The organism is Nonomuraea muscovyensis (assembly GCF_014207745.1).
GTDB lineage: Bacteria > Actinomycetota > Actinomycetes > Streptosporangiales > Streptosporangiaceae > Nonomuraea > Nonomuraea muscovyensis.
In genome coordinates, this window is record NZ_JACHJB010000001.1 from 1,926,016 (window position 1) to 1,944,724 (window position 18,709).

Annotated in this window: 18 protein-coding genes; 10 read left to right on the forward strand and 8 right to left on the reverse strand. The window is 71.4% G+C overall.

All coding sequences use genetic code 11. The annotated features are described in order from the left end of the window. Positions 1-58 precede the first annotated feature (58 nt). On the reverse strand, positions 59-1,186 hold the full coding sequence (locus FHU36_RS09005; protein WP_185083286.1) for an NAD(P)/FAD-dependent oxidoreductase: 1,128 nt from the start codon (positions 1,184-1,186) through the stop codon (positions 59-61). A 39-nt stretch (positions 1,187-1,225) separates the two neighbouring features. Next, positions 1,226-1,936 (reverse strand): hypothetical protein, encoded by a 711-nt coding sequence (locus FHU36_RS09010; protein ID WP_185083287.1) that lies wholly within the window; start codon positions 1,934-1,936, stop codon positions 1,226-1,228. An 83-nt stretch (positions 1,937-2,019) separates the two neighbouring features. Between FHU36_RS09010 and FHU36_RS09015 the strand changes: the two genes are divergently transcribed. The 7 genes from FHU36_RS09015 to FHU36_RS09045 all read left to right on the forward strand — a co-directional run bounded on the left by FHU36_RS09015 (position 2,020) and on the right by FHU36_RS09045 (position 8,651). Further along, a complete protein-coding gene (locus FHU36_RS09015; protein ID WP_185083288.1) occupies positions 2,020-2,649 on the forward strand; it encodes a helix-turn-helix domain-containing protein in 630 nt (209 codons plus the stop codon). 80 nt (positions 2,650-2,729) lie between these two features. Further along, on the forward strand, positions 2,730-3,899 hold the full coding sequence (locus tag FHU36_RS09020) for a homogentisate 1,2-dioxygenase (protein ID WP_185083289.1): 1,170 nt from the start codon (positions 2,730-2,732) through the stop codon (positions 3,897-3,899). After that, positions 3,896-4,675 carry a hypothetical protein gene (locus tag FHU36_RS09025; protein ID WP_246502003.1) on the forward strand — a complete coding sequence of 260 codons (780 nt, stop codon included), beginning with the start codon at positions 3,896-3,898 and terminating at the stop codon, positions 4,673-4,675. The genes FHU36_RS09020 and FHU36_RS09025 overlap by 4 nt, the downstream gene beginning before the upstream one ends. Further along, complete coding sequence (gene fahA / locus FHU36_RS09030; protein ID WP_185083290.1) at positions 4,672-5,775, forward strand: fumarylacetoacetase; 1,104 nt, start codon at positions 4,672-4,674, stop codon at positions 5,773-5,775. Before FHU36_RS09025 ends, fahA begins: the two co-directional genes overlap by 4 nt. A 123-nt stretch (positions 5,776-5,898) precedes the next feature. Further along, positions 5,899-7,065, forward strand: a complete 1,167-nt coding sequence (locus FHU36_RS09035; protein ID WP_312891502.1) for a L,D-transpeptidase — start codon at positions 5,899-5,901, stop codon at positions 7,063-7,065. Between the two features lie 75 nt (positions 7,066-7,140). Continuing rightward, complete coding sequence (locus tag FHU36_RS09040) at positions 7,141-7,572, forward strand: NfeD family protein (RefSeq protein WP_185083292.1); 432 nt, start codon at positions 7,141-7,143, stop codon at positions 7,570-7,572. 2 nt (positions 7,573-7,574) lie between these two features. Then, entirely contained in the window at positions 7,575-8,651 is a 1,077-nt protein-coding gene (locus FHU36_RS09045) for an SPFH domain-containing protein (protein WP_185083293.1), read from the forward strand. A 15-nt stretch (positions 8,652-8,666) separates the two neighbouring features. On the opposite strand, the gene FHU36_RS09050 is transcribed toward FHU36_RS09045, so the two are convergent. The 6 genes from FHU36_RS09050 to FHU36_RS09075 form a co-directional block, all read right to left on the reverse strand. After that, a complete protein-coding gene (locus FHU36_RS09050) occupies positions 8,667-9,194 on the reverse strand; it encodes a hypothetical protein (RefSeq protein ID WP_185083294.1) in 528 nt (175 codons plus the stop codon). A gap of 418 nt (positions 9,195-9,612) precedes the next feature. Then, complete coding sequence (locus FHU36_RS09055) at positions 9,613-10,785, reverse strand: Gfo/Idh/MocA family protein (RefSeq protein ID WP_185083295.1); 1,173 nt, start codon at positions 10,783-10,785, stop codon at positions 9,613-9,615. Positions 10,786-10,813: 28 nt separating this feature from the next. Then, the gene (locus FHU36_RS09060; protein WP_185083296.1) at positions 10,814-11,626 is read right to left on the reverse strand and encodes a carbohydrate ABC transporter permease; all 813 of its coding nucleotides are present in this window, start codon (positions 11,624-11,626) and stop codon (positions 10,814-10,816) included. After that, on the reverse strand, positions 11,619-12,557 hold the full coding sequence (locus FHU36_RS09065; protein ID WP_312891503.1) for a carbohydrate ABC transporter permease: 939 nt from the start codon (positions 12,555-12,557) through the stop codon (positions 11,619-11,621). The genes FHU36_RS09060 and FHU36_RS09065 overlap by 8 nt, the downstream gene beginning before the upstream one ends. Continuing rightward, positions 12,554-13,813 carry an ABC transporter substrate-binding protein gene (locus tag FHU36_RS09070; protein ID WP_185083297.1) on the reverse strand — a complete coding sequence of 420 codons (1,260 nt, stop codon included), beginning with the start codon at positions 13,811-13,813 and terminating at the stop codon, positions 12,554-12,556. The genes FHU36_RS09065 and FHU36_RS09070 overlap by 4 nt, the downstream gene beginning before the upstream one ends. A 147-nt stretch (positions 13,814-13,960) precedes the next feature. Continuing rightward, complete coding sequence (locus tag FHU36_RS09075; RefSeq protein ID WP_185083298.1) at positions 13,961-15,094, reverse strand: ROK family transcriptional regulator; 1,134 nt, start codon at positions 15,092-15,094, stop codon at positions 13,961-13,963. A gap of 192 nt (positions 15,095-15,286) precedes the next feature. On the opposite strand from FHU36_RS09075, the gene tdh reads away from it, so the two are divergent. Genes tdh through FHU36_RS09090 form a run of 3 tightly spaced genes read left to right on the forward strand, consistent with a single transcriptional unit; the run spans position 15,287 to position 18,653 of the window. Then, positions 15,287-16,531: an L-threonine 3-dehydrogenase gene (tdh, locus tag FHU36_RS09080; protein ID WP_246502004.1), complete on the forward strand. Its 1,245-nt coding sequence runs from the start codon at positions 15,287-15,289 to the stop codon at positions 16,529-16,531. Continuing rightward, positions 16,531-17,700, forward strand: a complete 1,170-nt coding sequence (locus tag FHU36_RS09085) for a glycine C-acetyltransferase (RefSeq protein ID WP_185083299.1) — start codon at positions 16,531-16,533, stop codon at positions 17,698-17,700. Before tdh ends, FHU36_RS09085 begins: the two co-directional genes overlap by 1 nt. A 35-nt stretch (positions 17,701-17,735) precedes the next feature. Further along, entirely contained in the window at positions 17,736-18,653 is a 918-nt protein-coding gene (locus FHU36_RS09090) for a LysR family transcriptional regulator (RefSeq protein WP_185083300.1), read from the forward strand. Positions 18,654-18,709 lie beyond the last annotated feature (56 nt).

Below are 18,709 nucleotides of genomic sequence, written 5' to 3' on the forward strand. Positions count from 1 at the left end.
CGCCGCCCGGCCCGCCGGATCATGCCCGTCGCCCCCCGAATCCGCGGTATGGCAGGCCCTACCGGACCTCTCCGCTCGTCCGCAGCCCGCGCGAGGGCAGCCGCTCGTGCAGTCCGAAGCGCGCCTCCGGCTCGTGGTCGCCGCCCAGGACGCCCGCCACGTACGCGGCCAGCGCGGGGGCGTGCTTGAAGCCGTGCCCGGAGTCGCCGCCGAGCAGCCACACCCCCGGGGACGCCTCAGCGATGATCCATTCGGCGTCTGGGGTGAGGGCGTACTGGCAGACCTGGCTGAACAGCACCGGCGCGGTCGCCAGCGACGGGAACCTGCGCCGCAGGTAGCCCCTGATCCGCTCCACGCTCCCGGCGTCCACGACCCGCTCGCCGTGCTCCGGCTCGTACGGCCCGCCCTCGGCGTCGGAGGTGGCCTTCGCGCCGACCCCGTCCACGTCGCCGTGCCCGTAGGCGGAGGCCCCGTAGTCGACCCAGGCGGGCATGCCCGGCGTGGTCCAGGCCGGGGGGACCGCGAAGTGCAGCGTGTCCTGCTTGGTCACGGTCAGCGGCAGGTCGAACAGCTCGGGCAGCCACGCGCCACACGCCCACACCACCCGGTCGGCCCGCAGCACCTCGCCGCCGAGGTCCACGGCGCACCCGTAGGGCGTGTCGGCCCCCGGCACCGGCACGGCGCGGGCCCGCATCAGCCGGACCCCGGCCGCCGCCGCGAGCCGGGCGGTCACCTGGGTGGCCCGCCGGGCGCGGATCACTCCCGCGTGCGGCTCCCAGAGCAGGAAGCTGAGGTCGTCGCCCCGGAACTCGGGGAAGAACCGGGCGCCGTCGGCCGGGTCCAGCACCTCGCACGGGATGTCCAGATTTTTCAGGACCCGGGCACTGGTGCTCTCCCAGCCGTCCGGCGTTCCGGCGAACCACATCATGCCCGCCTCGTGATACAGCTCCTCGCCGGCCCGCTCGCCCAGCCGCCGCCAGCCCTCGCGCGCCTGCCACGCCATCCGGGCGTACCAGTCGTCGCCGCCGTGCGAGCAGCGCAGCAGCCGGGTCTCCCCCGCGCTCGCCTGCCGCACGTGTCCGGGCTGGTGCTGCTCGACCAGCGTGACCTTCCAGCCGGTTTCGGCCAGCCGCAACGCCAGCGACGAGCCCCAAATACCCGCTCCGACCACTATGACCGATTTCATGGGACCACCGTGGCCGTAACGCCCGCCCCGCCGCAAGAGTCAGGCGATGAACAGCGTCACGACCACGCCCGAGCAGTTGCCCGCCACGCAGATGCGCACCGGCACCCGGGACACGCCCGCGGCGGTGGGAATGCCGCCGACCTGGCCGTCGGGGCCGATGGAGACGCCGCGGGGCAGCGTGCGGGCGTTCGTCACGGTGAACGTGGGCGGCACGCCGGACGGGCCGCCCTCGACGCCGATGTGGCCGTCGAGCCGCATCCCCACCCGGCCGGGGAAGGTGAGCTGGCGGGGCCGCCAGCTCACGTAGTCGTAGACCAGCAGGGTGACGGGCTGCTCGACGCACTTGGCGCCGTCGCACAGCCGGACCGGCTCGGTGAAGGAGCCGGGAATGCGCGGTTTGCCGCGCAGGTTGCCCTGCGCGTCGAGCTCGACGCCGGGCGCCAGGCGGGTGGGCTTGATGACGACGTCGTCCTCGTACGGCAGGAGCCGGTCCTTCACCTCGATGCCCACGGTGACGTAGAAGGTGTCGACCACCACGTGCGCGGGCGGCGGCTCCGGATCGGCGGGCATGCGCATGGCCGCGGCCCGCACCGGCTCCCGCGGGCGCGTCTCGCCGGCCACGCGCATGCCCGCCTCGCCCGCCACGTGGACGCCCGCCTCGCGGGCCTGCCCGGAGATGTGCTCGCGGACAGGGGACAGCACGGGAATCATGGTGCACACGACCAGCGCGGCGATCAGGAGTGTCGGCATCCATACCCCTCGGTCGACCTCCCAGCTACCTACCCGCATCACCGCGGAGGGTCACCTCCGGCTCACCCATAGATAATCGGTGCATGGCCGCCGAATCCGCCCAGACGCTGGAGCGCGGGCTCCGCCTGCTGAGACTGCTCGCCGACGGCAAGGGCGGGCGCACCCCGACCGAGCTGAGCAGCGAGCTGTCGCTGAGCCGGCCCGTGATCTACCGGTTGCTCACCACGCTGACGAGCGAGGGGTTCGCCCGGCGTGACGCCGAGGGGCGGGTGCATCTCGGGTTCGGGGTGCTGGTGCTGGCGCAGGCCGTACAACCGCTGCTGCGGGCGGCGGCGCTGCCCGCGCTGCGGCGGCTGGCCGAGCAGGTGGGCGCGACCGCGCACCTGACCGTGGCGGAGGGCGACGACGGGCTGGCCGTGGCGGTGGTCGAGCCGTCCTGGACGCATCTGCACGTCGCCTACCGGGAGGGCGCACGCCATCCCCTGGCCAAAGGCGCGGCGGGGCGGGCGATCCTGGCGCTGCGCGAGGGGCGGACGGACTATCTCGTCACAGAGGGGCAGTTGCAGGAGGGAGCCCGGGGCATCGCCGCTCCGGTGACCGGGCTGCCGTGGCTGGAGGCGTCGGTGGGGGTGGTGACGTTCGGACCGCTGGACGAGGCGGCGGGACCGCGTGTGGTGGAGGCGGCGGCGGAGCTGGCCGCCGCCCTGGGTTGACAGGGAATCCCCCGTATACGACGGTATTCACAGATAAAGGACATAAGCGTCCGATAATCGGACACTGCTGGGGAGGCCGGATGCCGTACTACCGCGTCGTGGGCGAGGTGCCCCGCAAGCGCCACGTCCAGTTCAGGCGGCCCGACGGCGGACTGTACGCCGAGGAGCTGATGGGCGAGGAGGGCTTCTCGTCCGACTCGTCCCTGCTGTACCACCGACACCTCCCGACCGCGATCGTCAAGGCCGAGGCGGTCACCCCGGCCGCCGAGACACGCCTGGAACCCAACGTGCCGCTCTCCCCGCGGCACTTCCGCACCCAGGACCTGCACAGCGCCGGCGACCTGGTGAACGGCCGGATGCCGCTGGCCGGCAACGGCGACGTCCGGTTGTCGTACGCCACCAGCGACCGGCCCAGCGAGCTCTACCGCAACTCGATGGGCGACGAGTGCGTGTACGTCCAGAGCGGGCGGGCCAGGTTCGAGTCCACGTACGGGGTGATCGAGGCCGGCCCCGGCGACTACGTCGTCATCCCCACCGGCACCATCCACCGCTGGGTGCCCGACGGGCCGGTCAACGTGCTGACCATCGAGGCCGCCGGGCACATCAGGCCGCCCAAGCGCTACCTGTCGCAGTACGGCCAGTTCCTGGAGCACGCCCCCTACTGCGAGCGCGACCTGCGCGCCCCCGCCGAGCCGTTCACCGTCGAGGGCGAGGAGGTGCCGGTGCTGGTGCGCACCCGGGGCGGGCTGACCAGGCTCGTCTACCGCAACCACCCGTTCGACGTGGTCGGCTGGGACGGCTGCCTGTATCCGTACGCCTTCAACATCGAGGACTTCGAGCCGATCGTGAAGAAGACGCACGCGCCGCCGCCCGTCCACCAGACGTTCGAGGGGCCCGGGTTCGTCGTCTGCTCGTTCTGCCCGCGCCCGCTGGACTTCCACCCCGACTCGGTCCCGATCCCCTACAACCACCACAACGTCGACTCCGACGAGTTCATGTTCTACGTGGGCGGCGACTACACCGCGCGCAAGGGCTCCGGTATCGACGTCGGCTCGGTCTCGCTGCACCCGGCCGGGTTCACCCACGGGCCGCAGCCCGGCGCGGTCGAGGCGGTCATCGACGCGGTCGGCCGCGGCGTCACCACCACCAGCGAGATGGCCGTGATGGTCGACACCTTCCGCCCGCTCGACCTCGGGCCGGCCGCACTGGCCTGCGAGGACTCCGGCTACGCCTGGACCTGGTCACGATGAGCCCGATCCTTTTCACCGCCCTGGTGGACGACGCGGGCCTGTTCCCGCCGACGTCCCTGCACATGGACGAGGCGCTGGCCAGGCACCGGCGCGACGAGGAGCGCGGGAGCGCGGTGCTGGCCCAGCGCTTCCTGTGCCCCGCCAGCCGCCTCGACGGGCTGCGCCGCGAGGACTACGTGCCCCGGCGCATCGGCCTCATCGTGGACACGCCCGAGGTGCCGCCCTTCGACGACCTGCCGGTGGACCTGGTCGAGATCCGGCCGGCGGACGACACGCCCGTCGCGGTCGTCGCCAGGCGCGTGGCCGCGCGGCTGCCCCACGGGGTCCGCCTGTTCGTGGAGGTGCCGGCGCGTGCGGTCTCCGGCGACGTGCCGGAGGGCGTCGGGCTCAAGGTGCGCTGCGGCGGCCTGACCGGCGACGCGTTCCCGCCGGTCGAGCACCTGGCGGCGTTCATCCGGTCGTGCGCCGACCGGGAGCTGCCGTTCAAGGCCACCGCCGGGCTGCACCACGCCGTACGCCACTTCGACCCGTCGCTGGGCGTCGACCGGCACGGGTTCCTCAACCTCGTGCTGGCCGTCTGCGAGGCCGTGGAGCAGCGCGACCCGGCGCCCGTGCTGCGCACCACCGACGCCGACCGCCTGGTGCGGCACGCGCGCTCCGTGCCCGCCGACACCGCCAAGCACGCCCGCGAGCTGCTGGTGAGCTACGGCTCGTGCAGCACCGCCACGCCGCTGGCCGACCTGAAGCAGCTCGGACTCATCGAGGAGGACGCGTGAGCTGGGGAGTCGACAACCTGCCCTACGGGGTGTTCTCCCGGCAGGGGCAGGCGCCCCGGGTGGGGGTGCGCCACGGCGACCGGGTGCTCGACCTGGCCGCCGCGCTGCACGACGAGGTGTTCGCCGCCCCCTCGCTCAACCCGTTCATGGCCCGCGGGCGCACCGCCTGGCACGACACCAGGGCGCTGCTGCAGGAGAAGCTGACCACCGACCTGTCGGTGGTCGAGGCCCACCTCGTCCCGCTGGACCAGGTGACGATGCACCTGCCGTTCGAGGTGGCCGACTACGTCGACTTCTACTGCTCGCTCGACCACGCCTCCAACATCGGCAGGATGTTCCGGCCCGACTCCGAGCCGCTGCTGCCCAACTGGCGGCACCTCCCGGTGGGCTACCACGGCCGGGCGGGCACGGTCGTGGTGTCAGGCACGCCGGTCAGGCGGCCGCGCGGCCAGGTCCGGGCGGGCGTGTTCGGGCCGAGCGGCAAGCTGGACATCGAGGCGGAGCTGGGGTTCGTGGTGGGCGTGCCGACCGAGCTGGGCGCCCCGGCCGGCGCGTTCGAGGACCACGTGTTCGGGGTGACGCTGGTCAACGACTGGAGCGCGCGCGACATCCAGGCCTGGGAGTACGTGCCGCTCGGGCCGTTCCTCGGCAAGTCGTTCGCCACGTCCGTCTCGCCGTGGGTGACCCCGCTTGAGGCGCTGCCCCGGATCCCCGGCCGGCCGCAGGAGCCCGAGCCCCTCGACTACCTGCGCCGGCAGGGCGACTGGGGGCTGGACATCGAGCTGGAGGTGCGGATCAACGACGAGGTCGTCTCCCGCCCGCCGTACGCGACCATGTACTGGACACCGGACCAGATGCTCGCCCACATGACGGCGAACGGCGCCTCGTTGCGCGTCGGCGACCTGTTCGCCAGCGGCACGGTCTCCGGGCCGCGGCGCGAGGAGCGCGGCTCCCTCATCGAGATCACCTGGAACGGCACCGAACCGATCAAGCTGTCGAGCGGCGAGACCAGGACGTTCCTGGAGGACGGCGACACCGTGACCATCCGCGCGACGGCCGGCGACATCACTCTGGGCGAGGTGTCCGGCACCATCGTGTAGATCACCGCGTGTGCTCGCGTCGTGACTCACCGATACCCTGGACTCCCCTTCCCGGAGAGCAGGAGTGAGATGCGGCGCGCCACGGTGATCGTTCACTGTGCCCTTGTAGTCACCGTTCTGAGCGTGTTCGGCACGGCCGGCTGCGGGTCGGTGACCGCGCGGGCGCCGGCTCCCGCGCCGCCGTCCGTGCGGGTCTGGCCGTCCTTCGACGGCAGGAACGCCCGCACCGACCGCGGGATGGTGGTCCGGGCGCGGGGCGGCACGCTCGACGCCGTGCTCGCGTACGCCGGGGGGCAGCCGGTGCCTGGCCACCTCGACGCGACCCGCACCATCTGGCGCTCCGACTGGGCGCTGAAGCCCGGCACGGAGCACACGGTGACGGCCACCGCCACCCGTCCCGGCGCCCCCTCGACGGTGGCCATGGGCCGCTTCCGCACCCGCACGCCGCAGCGCACGTTCCGGGTCGCCTCGGCCGTCCCGCTGCCCGGGGAGACCGTGGGGGTCGGCATGCCGATCATCCTCACGTTCGACGCGCCGGTGCGCGACAGGGCGGCCGTCGAGCGGGCCCTGGAGGTGCGGGCCGAGCGGCCCGTCGAGGGCGCGTGGCGGTGGGTCGGCGACACCCAGGCGGTCTACCGCCCCCGCGAGTTCTGGCCCGCCAGGCAGCGGGTCACCGTCGTCGCCCACCTGGCCGGCGTCCGCGCCGGCCCCGGCGTGTACGGCGCCGCCGACCGCTCGCTCACCTTCACCGTCGGCCGCGCCCAGACCAGCACCGTCGACACCCGCACCCACCAGATGACGGTCCGGCGCGACGGCCGGGTCGCGCAGCGCATGGCCATCAGCGCCGGCATGGCCACCACCCGCGAATACACCACGACCAGCGGCGTCCACCTGACCATGGACAAGGGCAACCCGGTGCGCATGGTCTCGCCCGGCCGCAGCAAGGGCGACCCCGGATACTACGACCTGCTGATCGACCACGCGGTCCGCATCTCCAACAGCGGCGAGTACGTCCACGCCAAGGACAACGTGTGGGCCCAGGGCCGCGTCAACGTCAGCCACGGCTGCATCAACTCCCGGCCCGACCAGGCCGCCTGGTTCTACGCCGGTTCGCTGCGCGGCGACCCGGTGACGATCACCGGCACCGACCGCGAGCTCGAATGGGACAACGGCTGGGGCTACTGGCAGCTCCCGTGGGAGGAGTGGGTGAAGGGCAGCGCTCTGCACGCGCCGGACGCCGCACAGCGGCCCGCGCCGGCCACGCCCGCGCAGCCTCTGCCACAGCGCTGAATCCGCGGCTACGGTGAGGTAAAAGGGGAACTAATCGCATACCCGGGCCCGTTATACCAAGAGGAGGGCCGGAGCATGGATGAATGGGTCATCTGGGTGATCCTCGCGCTCGTCCTCGGCGTCGCGGAGATCTTCACCCTCACCGCATCTCTCGGGATGCTCGGCGTGGCCGCGCTCCTGACGGCGGCGGGCGCCGCCATCGGACTGCCGGTCCCCCTCCAGTTGCTCGTGTTCGCCCTGTCGTCGACCGCGGGCCTGTTCGTGGTCCGGCCGCTCGCCCTGCGGCACATCCGCCAGCCGCAGCTCAGCCGCTTCGGCGTCGAGGCTCTGGTGGGCAAGCCTGCGTACGTGCTGTCGGAGGTCACCGGGCGCGACGGCAGGATCCGCATCGGGGGCGAGGAGTGGTCGGCCCGTGCCTATGACGAGACCCTGGTGATCCCGGAAGGGGCGACCGTCGACGTCATCGAGATCGAAGGGGCCACAGCCCTCGTCTACCCCAGGGAGTGATCATGGATCCGCTGTTGCTGGTCGGGCTGTTCGTCATCCTCTTCGCGGTGTTCACCGTGCTCAAGGCCGTACGCATCGTGCCGCAGGCCCGGGCGCGCAACGTCGAGCGGCTGGGCCGCTACCACCGGACGCTCAAGCCGGGCCTGAACTTCGTCATCCCCTACGTCGACCGCGTCTACCCCATGATCGACCTGCGTGAGCAGGTCGTCTCCTTCCGCCCGCAGCCGGTCATCACCGAGGACAACCTGGTCGTCGAGATCGACACGGTGCTCTACTTCCAGGTGACCGACCCCCGCGCCGCGGCCTACGAGATCGCCAACTACATCCAGGCCATCGAGCAGCTCACCGTCACCACCATGCGTAACGTGATCGGCTCGATGGACCTGGAGAAGACACTCACCTCGCGCGACACCATCAACAGCCAGCTGCGCGGCGTCCTCGACGAGGCCACCGGCAAGTGGGGCATCCGCGTCAACCGCGTCGAGGTCAAGGCCATCGACCCGCCCAAGACCATCAAGGACGCGATGGAGAAGCAGATGCGGGCCGAGCGCGACAAGCGGGCCGCCATCCTCAACGCCGAAGGTCAGCGCCAGTCGCAGATCCTCACGGCCGAGGGCGACAAGCAGAGCCGCATCCTGCGGGCCGAGGGCCAGCGCTCCGCCGCCATCCTGGAGGCCGAGGGCCAGTCGCGGGCGATCGACCAGGTCTTCCAGGCCGTCCACCGCAACGACCCCGACCCCAAGCTGCTGGCCTACCAGTACCTCCAGGTGCTGCCGCAGCTCGCCCAGGGCTCCGGCAACACGTTCTGGGTGATCCCGAGCGAGGTCACCTCGGCCCTGCAGGGCGTCTCCAAGGCGTTCACGGAGGCCCTGCCGCAGTCGCCGGCCACCCGCGACGAGGTCCCGCACAGCGCGGAGATGGACGCGGAGATCGCCAGGGCCTCGGAGGCCGCGGCCGAGGCGGTGGCGGACGCCCAGGAGGCCGAGAGCCCCAACGGCCCCCGCCAGCTCACCCAGGCCGCCCCCGACCCGTTCCCCACCCTGGCCGAGGAGCAGGACAGGTCACGTCAGGAACACTGACCGGGTGCCGGCCGGTCAGGCGACTTCGAGCAGGCGACGCACCTGTGTCTCCCGGTGCGTCGCCCTGGCCCGGCAGGCCAGCTTGACGGCCGCGTCGGCCAGCGCGATGTCGCGGTTGACCTCGGGGATGTCGTCCCCCATCGCGGTCCGCAGCCAGGTGGAGATCTCGCCCCACGAGTAGACGCTGATGTTGTCGGCCTCGACGAGCGGCGGCGGGAACCCGCCGGGGCCTCGCTGACCGCTCGCCAACTGCCGCAGGCTCGCCTGTGTCCGCCCCCCGTGCCGCCGCGCCGCGTCGCCCAGCGTCACCGCGTCGTCGTGATCCACGCTGATGGCCCACAGGCCGTCCACACTCCGGATCTCGACGAGCACGGACATGATGGCCTCAAGCAGGCTGCCCGCTTCGCGGTCGCACATGAGAAAGGTGCTGCCGTCCGGTCCGCCCGCCACCGCACAGTCATCCAGCCCCGCCTCGTAGAGAAGATCGGCCTCCTGGTCTGTGGGCGCCCGATTCAGCGTGACGCGGAAATCCCACGTGCTCATGACTCCTCCTCGCTCTTGCCGCACCGAGCGTGACCGATCGCCCACGCCACGACGGCCTTCGCATGGTTGCCCGCGTTGCGGGGCGTGGACCACACTTTGAAGGGCGTGGCACCGCATATGCATCGCACCCAGCCCCACCGGTGCCCATTGTGGCTTTCGACCACTGTCAACGTCGGGATCTCGCGCACCCTCCTGAAGGCCGCGTTGATCTCGTTGTGCTGGTGTCTTCCTCGACCGACCATGTTCTAATCCTGCAACAGTGTTGCACAGGTAGAACGCCATATCCAGCACTGGAGCCCCAACTACATGGCAGCGCCCACGCTCGGGCCGGCCGCCGGCCGTTTCATGACCGTCCGCCTGCCCCCGCCCTCCGCCGGCCGGACACTGCTCGACCTGGCCAGGATCGGCTGACCGGCTCTCACTCCACCTGGCCGCGGTCGAAGTAGGCGGCCAGGTCGGCGTCGAGGGGCGGGACGTCGAACGGCATGCCGCCGTCGCGCAACGACATCGTGGCCATGTAGCCGGCCGCCACGCTCATCCGGGCGGCCACCGGCGAGGTGTCGGTCGCCCCGCCCTCCCGGACGAACCTGAGCCACTCGGTGACGATGGCCGTGTCCGCGCCGCCGTGGCCGCCCTGCGCGTCGGGCACCCGGTAGGTGACGTCGGCGTCGGGGCGGTAGTCGGTGGGGCCGGTGTTCCACACCTTGACGGTGTCGCCGGGGCGGTCGCCGAAGTTCTCCAGCCGCCCCTCGGTGCCGATCACCGTGTAGTTGCGCACGTAGTCGGGCGTGAAGTGGCACTGCTGGTAGGCGGCGATGACGCCGTTGTCGAGGCGCATGTTCATCACCGACACGTCCTCGACGTCCACGACGTGGTGCAGGCCGGTGCGGCGGGCGGGCGGCCAGTCGAACTCGCGCAGCCACCCCTCGGGCCGCGGCGTGCCGGGCTCGCGGCGTGGCAGGTCGCCGTAGAGCATCAGGTCGCCGAAGGCGTTGACGCGGCTGGTGTAGCCACCGGCCAGCCAGTGGATCACGTCGAGGTCGTGCGCGGCCTTCTGCAGGAGCAGACCGGTGGTGCGGGCGCGGTCGGCGTGCCAGTCCTTGTAGTAGTAGTCGCCGCCGTAGGAGACGAAGTGGCGCACCCAGACGGTCTTCGGCTCGCCGATGTCGCCCCGCTGGACGATGTCGCGCATCAGCCGGACCACGCCCATGTGCCGCATGTTGTGGCCGACGTACAGCCTGGTCCCGGTACGGCGGGCCGCGCGCAGCACGCGGTCGCAGCCCTCGACGCTGATGGCGAGGGGCTTTTCCAGGTAGACGGCCTTGCCGGCCTCCAGGAAGTCGATGGCGACGCTCTCGTGCGTGTCGTCGGGCGTCAGCACGAGGACGGCGTCGAGGTCGTCGCGTTCCACCAGGCGGCGGTGGTCGTCGGTGAGGAACTCCGCCTCGAACCGCCCGGCCTGCGCCTTGAGCGCCGCCGGGTCGCTGTCGCACAGCGCGGTCACCACGGCGCCCCGCCCGGGGCGGTGCGCCGCCAGCGCGAGGTTGGCGCGGAGGCCGAGGCCGACGACTCCGATCCGCAGGTCTTCCACGTTCGTCCTTTCTCGGATGGTACGGACCCTACTTCGAGCCGGTGAAGGCGATGCCCTCGATGAGTTGCCGCTGCATGACGAGGAAGAGCACCACGACGGGCGCGCTGGCCATCAGCGAGCCGGCCATGAGCACCGGATAGTCGGTCATGTGCTCGCCCTGCAGGGCCGACAGACCGGCCGACAGCGGCATGCTCTCGGGGTCGGTGTTGACGATGAGCGGCCACATCAGGTCGTTCCACGACCACAGCACGGTGAGCACGCCGAGCGCCATCAGGCCCGGCCTGGCCAGCGGCAGCATCACGCTCCAGAAGATCCGCAGCGGGTTGGCGCCGTCCAGCCGGGCGGCCTCCTCGACCTCGGCGGGCAGCGTCATGAAGAACTGCCGCATCATGAACGTGCCGAACGCGCTGAACATGCCGGGCGCGATCAGCCCCGGCAGGGTGTTGAGCCAGCCGAGGCTCTGCACGATCTGGTACTGCGGGATGAGGAAGAGCTGGCCCGGCACCATGAGCACCGACAGCAGCGCGATGAAGAGCACGTCCCGGCCGGGGAAGCGCAGCCGGGCGAAGGCGTAGGCCGCGAGCGAGCAGAACAGGAGCTGGGCCAGCGTCCGCCCGGCGGTCATCACCACGGTGTTGCCGAACTGCTGGAGGAACGGCGTCTCGTCGAGGACCTTCGCGAAGTTGGACCACTCGAACGACGGGATCCACACCGGCGGTGTCCTGGTGGCCTCGGTGAAGGTCTTCAGCGAGGTGAGCACCTGCCAGAAGAACGGCATCACCATCGCGGCCGCACCGACGGCGAGGACCAGGTGGACGGGCCAGAGCCGGCCGTTACGCATAGTGCACCCACCTCTTCTGGACCCGGAACTGGACGACGGTCAGCACCAGGGTGATGGCCATGAGCACGACGGCCATGGCCGCCGCGTACCCCTTGGCGCCCTCCTCGAAGGCGCGGGAGAAGAACAGCGAGACGATGGTCTGCGTCTCCTCCCGGGCCGGGTTGCCCCGGCGCAGCATCAGGTAGACCAGGTCGAACATCTGCAGGCCGTTGATCACGCTGAGCACGGACACGAAGAACACGCTGGGCGACAGCAGGGGCAGCGTGACCCGGAAGAACTGCCTGACCCGCCCGGCCCCGTCGATCGAGGCCGCCTCGTACAGGTGGCGCGGGATGGCCTGCAGGCCCGCCATGAAGATGACCGCGTTGTAGCCGACCTGCGTCCAGACGCCCACGGCGACGAGCGCGTACAGGGCGGTGGACGGGTTCGCGATCCACGAGGTGCCCTCGACGCCGACGAGCGAGAGCAGGTAGTTGACCAGCCCGTAGTCGCCGTTGTAGAGCCAGGTCCAGATCATCGCGACGGCGGCCGGCATGGTGACGACGGGCAGGAAGTACAGGGTCCGGTAGAGCGAGACCAGCTTCAGCCCCCGGGTGCCGAGCAGCGCGGCCACGGCGATGGACAGCGGGATGCCGAGCAGGCTCAGCCCGCCGTAGACGAAGGTGTTGCGCAGCGCCCTGAGGTTGGCGGGGTCGGTGAGGACCTGCTCGTAGTTGCGCAGGCCGATCCAGGTGGCGTCGCCGAACAGCGTCCACTCGGTGAAGCTGTAGTAGACGGACTGCGCGACCGGCCACAGGTAGAACAGGCCGAGGCCGAGCACGAGCGGCGCGATCATCGCGTAGCCCCAGACCCAGTCGCGGTCGCGCAGCCTGCGACGGGTGGCGGGGCGGGCGGCCGCCTCGGCGGCGACCGCCCTTCCGAGGGTGCTCACTTCTCCTGCGACAGGGCCGCGTTCATGGTGGCCGCGAACTCGCGGGCGATCGCCTCCACGTCCTGCCCGTCGGAGAACGCCTTGGTGATCGCGTCGGTCTCGGGCCGCGCCCAGGCGGCGGTGTTCTTCGAGACGGGGTACGGCCGGGCGTCGGGAAGCTGGTCGATGAACGCCTGGAGGTTCAGCTTGGGCATCGACTTGACCCAGGAGTCCTGCAGGCCCTCGTAGGCCGGGATGACGGCCCCCGACTCGGCCTGGATGCGGTTGGCCTGCTCGGAGCCGAGGAACTTGAGGAACTCCCACGCCTGCTCGGGGTGCTCGGTCTTGGCGTAGATGACGTTGGCCAGTCCGTGGATGACGGTGGCCTTGCCCTTGGGGCCGGCGGGCAGCGGGGCGACGTCGGCGTTCAGGCCCTCGGTCTTGTTGTACTGGGCGGCGTCGTACGAGCCGTCGTACCACATGGCGAGCTTGCCGCTCTTGAACATCTCGATGGGGTCGTTGTCGGTCATCTGCTGGACCGTGGGCGACAGCTTCCGGTCGAGGAGGTCCTTCCAGAACTTCAGGCCCTCGATGGTGGCCGGGTCGTCGTAGCCGGACTTCTTCTTGTCCTCGGAGATGACGTGGCCGCCGGCTTGGAAGATCGTGTTGTAGTACAGCTCCTGCGACCAGGCCATCGCGCCGATGCCGTGGACGCCCTTGGCCGGGTCGGTCAACCGCTTGGCCGCGTCGCGCACGTCGTCCCAGGTCCAGGAGGCGTCGGGGTACTTCACCCCGGCGGCGTCGAAGAGGTCCTTGTTGTACCAGAGGCCGATGGTGTCGAAGTCCTTGGGGATGCCGTACTGCTTGCCGTCGAGGGTGTAGAGGTCGACCAGCGACTTCGGGTACTTCCCGAGGTCCAGCTTGTCCTTGGCGATCCGGTCGGAGAGCGGCAGCAGCGCGCCCTGGGAGGCGTAGAGGCCGATGCGCGGGCCGTTCATCCAGAAGACGTCGGGGGCGGTGCCACCGGCGGCGGCGGTCTGCAGCTTGGTCCAGTACTCCTTGTTCGGGGTGAACTGGAGCTTGACCTCGATGTCCGGGTGCGCCTTGGTGAACTCCTCGGTGATCTTGCGCATGGCCGCGCCCTGGTTCTCCTCGTCCCAGTACGCGTACGTCAGCGTCACCTTGCCGCCGGCGTCCGCCCCGTCAGACGAGGAGCATCCCGCGAGTCCCGCCACGAGCGCACCGGCGCACACCAGCGCCCACACCTTGCCTGTCATGTCGTCCCCATCTGTCGGGTTTGTGCGAGTGACTGGAAGGTAGCGCTCATTTATGAAAACAACTAGAGATAATCGAGCACGATCATGCAGAAGATGCACGCACGCGACACGACCGTGATGGCTCCGTGACAGAATTAGCTAAGAGATCTACGAAAAGAGCTGGCTGTCGGCCCGGTCGAGGGCCCACCGGGCGGCGCCGAGCGCGACGCAGTCGTTGCCCAGGCCGGAGGCGACCACCTTCGGCGGGTAGAGGCACACCTCGTCGAAGTACGCCTGGATCGGGGCGACCAGCAGGTCACCCGCCCGCGCCAGGCTGCCGCCCACCACCACCAGCTCGGGGTCGAGCGGGTTGACCAGGGTCAGCAGGCCCTCGCCCAGGTGGCGGGCGAACGCCGTGACCGCCGCCAGCGCCCGCGCGTCGCCGCCGCGCGCCCGTTCGACGGCGAACCTGGCGGCCTGCTGGTGCGAGCGCAGCTCACCCGGTTCGGCCGCCATCGCGTAGTCGGTGACGTGCTTGAAGGCCTGCCAGTGGTCGCGGGCCTGCCGCCCGATCTCGCCGGCGGCCGCGTGGGCGCCCCGGACCGGCCGGCCGCCGATCAGCAGGGCCAGCCCGAGCCGGCGGCCGGTGAAGAGGTAGACCACGTCGTCGTGGCCTTTCGCCGCGCCGCGCCAGTGCTCGGCGCGCAGCGCCAGGCGCATGTCGTTCTCCACCAGCACGGGCGGCGCGAGCCGCCGGTCCAGCTCGCCCTGCAGGTCGAGGCCGGTCCAGCCGGGCAGGATGACGCTCTTGACCACCCGGCCGGCGCCGTCGACCACGCCGGTCGTGCCCACCCCCACGGCGGCCAGGCCGGCGACGTCCACCCCCGCCTGCGCGGCGACCGTGGCGACCAGGCGGGCGACGGCGTCGAGCCGGTCGCCGACCGGTGTCTCCGCGTGGGCCGGCACCCGGTGGGCGGCGACGATCGTCCCGTTGAGGTCGGCCACCATGGCACGCAGGTTGGACGCGCCGATGCCCACGCCCACCACGTGCCCGGCCGAGGCCCGGAACCTGAACCGCTTGGCGGGCCTGCCGCGCTGCCGGTCGCCGGGGTCCTCGCCGCACTCCTCGGCCCAGCCCTCCGCCAGCAGGTCCTCGACGATCACCTCGGCCGTCGGCCTGGAGACGCGGGCGGCCCTGGCCAGCTCGCTCAGCGTGGCCACCCCGGCCTCCCGCAGGATGCGCAGGACGGCGGCGGAGTTGAGCCTGCGCAGGAGGGAGGCGTCGCCGCTCTGCTGTCGCACCGAAACCTCCAGGGAGACCGTCAGGTCCTGTCATCCTACTTAACGAAACCCTGTTGCTTAATCGCAGGAGGCCGCCGCGCCCGGGATGCGGCGTGAAGCCGAGCTGTGGGGGCACTTAAGAATCCCTCGATGGACATGCCCCAGGGGGACCGGGCACAGTGCGTTAGGTTCGACATGGGGGGAGATGAGGCCATGAAAGCGCTGGTCAAGGAGAGGGCCGAGGCCGGCCTCTGGCTGGTCGACGTGCCGGAGCCCACGCCGGGGCCGGGCGAGGTGCTGATCAGGGTCCTGCGTACCGGCATCTGCGGCACCGACCTCCATATCCGGAAATTTGATGACTGGGCGCGGCACACCCTGAAGCTTCCCCTCATCGTCGGGCACGAGTTCAGCGGCGAGGTCGTCGAGGTCGCCCCCGGCGTGGAGAACGTCGCCGTCGGCGACCTGGTGAGCGGCGAGGGTCACATCGTCTGCGGCACCTGCCGCAACTGCATGGCCGGCCGCCGCCACCTGTGCCGCAACACCGTCGGCCTCGGCGTGCACCGCGACGGGGCGTTCGCCGAGTACATCACGCTGCCCGCCTCGAACGTCTGGGTGCACCGCACCCCCGTCGACCCCGACGTGGCCGCGATCTTCGACCCGTTCGGCAACGCCGTGCACACCGCGCTGTCGTTCCCCCTCGTCGGCGAGGACGTGCTGATCACCGGAGCCGGCCCGATCGGCCTGATGGCGGCGGCGGTGGCCACCCACGTGGGCGCGCGCAACGTCGTGATCACCGACGTCAGCGACGAACGGCTCGACCTCGCCGCCAAGCTGGGCGTCACGCTGGCGCTCAACGTGCGGCGCGGCTCCGTCGCCGACGGCATGCGGCGGCTCGGCATGCGCGAGGGCTTCGACGTCGGCCTGGAGATGTCGGGCAACCCGCAGGCGATGCGCGACATGATCGCCAACATGACCCACGGCGGGAAGATCGCCATGCTCGGCCTGCCCGCCGAGGAGTTCGCGATCGACTGGGCCACGGTCGTCACCTCGATGATCACCATCAAGGGCATCTACGGCCGCGAGATGTTCGAGACCTGGTACAACATGTCGGTCCTGCTGGAGAAGGGGCTCGACCTGTCCCCGGTGATCACCGACCGGTTCGCCTACCACGACTTCGACGCCGCCTTCGACACGGCGGCGAGCGGCCGCACCGGCAAGGTCATCCTGGACTGGAGCGGAGGAGCTCGGCCGGAGAGAGCGAGGAACGAGCCAACGAAGGCCGAAGCGGCCGCGACCATGAACACGAGCGGAGGAGCTCGGCCGGAAAGAGCGAGGAACGAGCCAACGAAGGCCGAAGCGGCCGCGACCATGAACACGGGCGGAGGAGCTCGGCCGGAAAGAGCGAGGAACGAGCCGACGAAGGCCGAAGCGGCCGCGACCATGAACAGGAGCGCTTGATGTTCACGAACGTGCGCGAGCAACTGCGTACGACGCTCGACGAGATCACCGAAGCCGGGCTGCTCAAGCCCGAGCGGGTGATCACCACCCCCCAGAGCTCCAACGTGAGCGTGGCCGGGCGCGAGGTGCTGAACTTCTGCGCCAACAACTACCTCGGCCTGGCCGACCACCCGGCCGTCGTCGAGGCGGCCAAGGAGGCGCTCGACCGGTGGGGGTTCGGCATGGCCTCGGTCCGGTTCATCTGCGGCACCCAGCAGGTGCACAAGGATCTGGAGACGCGCCTGTCGGAGTTCCTCGGCATGGAGGACACCGTCCTGTACAGCTCGTGCTTCGACGCGAACGGCGGCGTGTTCGAGACGCTGCTCGACGCGCAGGACGCGGTGATCTCCGACGCGCTCAACCACGCGAGCATCATCGACGGCATCCGGCTGTCCAAGGCGCGGCGCCTGCGCTACGCCAACCGCGACATGGCCGAGCTGGAGGCCCGGCTCAAGGAGGCCGGTGACGCGCGGCGCAGGCTGATCGTCACCGACGGCGTGTTCTCCATGGACGGCTACCTCGCGCCGCTGCCGGAGATCTGCGACCTGGCCGACCGCTACGACGCGATGGTCATGGTGGACGACTCCCACGCCGTCGGCTTCGTCGGGCCCACCGGGCGGGGCACTCCCGAGCTGCACGGCGTGACCGACCGGATCGACATCATCACCGGCACCCTCGGCAAGGCGCTCGGCGGCGCCAGCGGCGGCTACGTCTCCGGCCGCAAGGAGATCTGCGAGCTGCTGCGCCAGCGCTCGCGGCCCTACCTGTTCTCCAACTCCCTGGCCCCCGTGATCGCCGCGGCCTCGCTGCGCATCCTCGACCTGCTGGAGACCTCCGGCGAGGCGCGCGAGCAGCTCCGGTCCAACACGGCCCGCTTCCGCGGCGAGATGGCGCGGGCCGGGTTCGACATCCTGCCGGGCGACCACCCGATCGTGCCCGTCATGATCGGCGACGCGGCGGAGGCGGCGGCCATGGCGGACCGGCTGCTGGACCTCGGCATCTACGTGATCGGGTTCTCCTTCCCGGTGGTGCCGCACGGGCAGGCCCGGATCCGGGTGCAGCTCTCGGCGGCCCACTCGGCCGAGGACGTGGACCGCGCGGTGGCGGCGTTCGTCCAGGCACGCGGCTGACCCGCGCCGCCGGAACCCGCGGATATCCTCGCTGCGTGATAGACACGCGGCGCCTGCGCACGCTGCGGGCGGTGGCCGACCACGGCACGGTCACCGCCGCGGCCGCCGCCCTGCACCTGACCCCGTCCGCCGTCTCGCAGCAGCTCGTCGCGCTCGAACACGAGGTGGGCCACCGGCTGTTCACCCGCGACGGGCGGGGCGTCCGGCTCACCGCTGTGGGCAAGATCATGCTCCGGCACGCCAACGAGGTGCTCGCCCAGCTCGAACGCGCCGAGGCCGAGGTGGCCGCGTACGCGACGGGCTCGGCCGGCGAGGTGACCGTGGCGTGCTTCGCGACGGCGATCAGCGCGGTGCTGTCCCCCGCGATCGCCGTGCTCCGCGAGAAGGCGCCCGGCCTGCAGGTGCGGGTCCGCGACGCCGAGGGGGACCAGGGTCTGGCCATGCTGCTGGACGGCGAGGCCGACCTGACGGTCGCGGTCGAGTACCGCGGCGCCCCCGACGTCACCGACCGGCGCCTTGCCCTGCTCCCCCTGTACGCCGAGCCGTTCGACCTGGTGCTCCCCCACGACCACCCGCTCGCCACCACCGGCGACGACCGCGCGGTGGCGCTCGCGGACCTGGGCGGCGAGACGTGGATCGGCCCCTACCCGGGCAACCCGGTGCACGACGTGATCGCCTTCGCCTGCGAGCAGGCGGGCTTCACCCCGCGCTTCGCGCACTGCTCGGACGACTTCCGCGCGGTGGTCGCTCTGGTGGCGGCGGGCGCGGGAGTGGCGCTGGTGCCACGGCTGGCGCTGCGCGACATGGCCCTGTCCGGCGTCGTCGTCCGGCCCGCGCCCGGCCCGGAACGGCGGGTCTTCGCCGCCGTGCGCCGCGGCGCCGACTCCCACCCCCTCCTCGTCCCGCTGCTCGACACCCTGCACACCGTCGCGGCGGACCTCGGCGAGGGGTGACGGCCCCGCCCCGCGGCAGGCCGCCACCCGTGACCGTCAGCCGATGGCGTACGCGC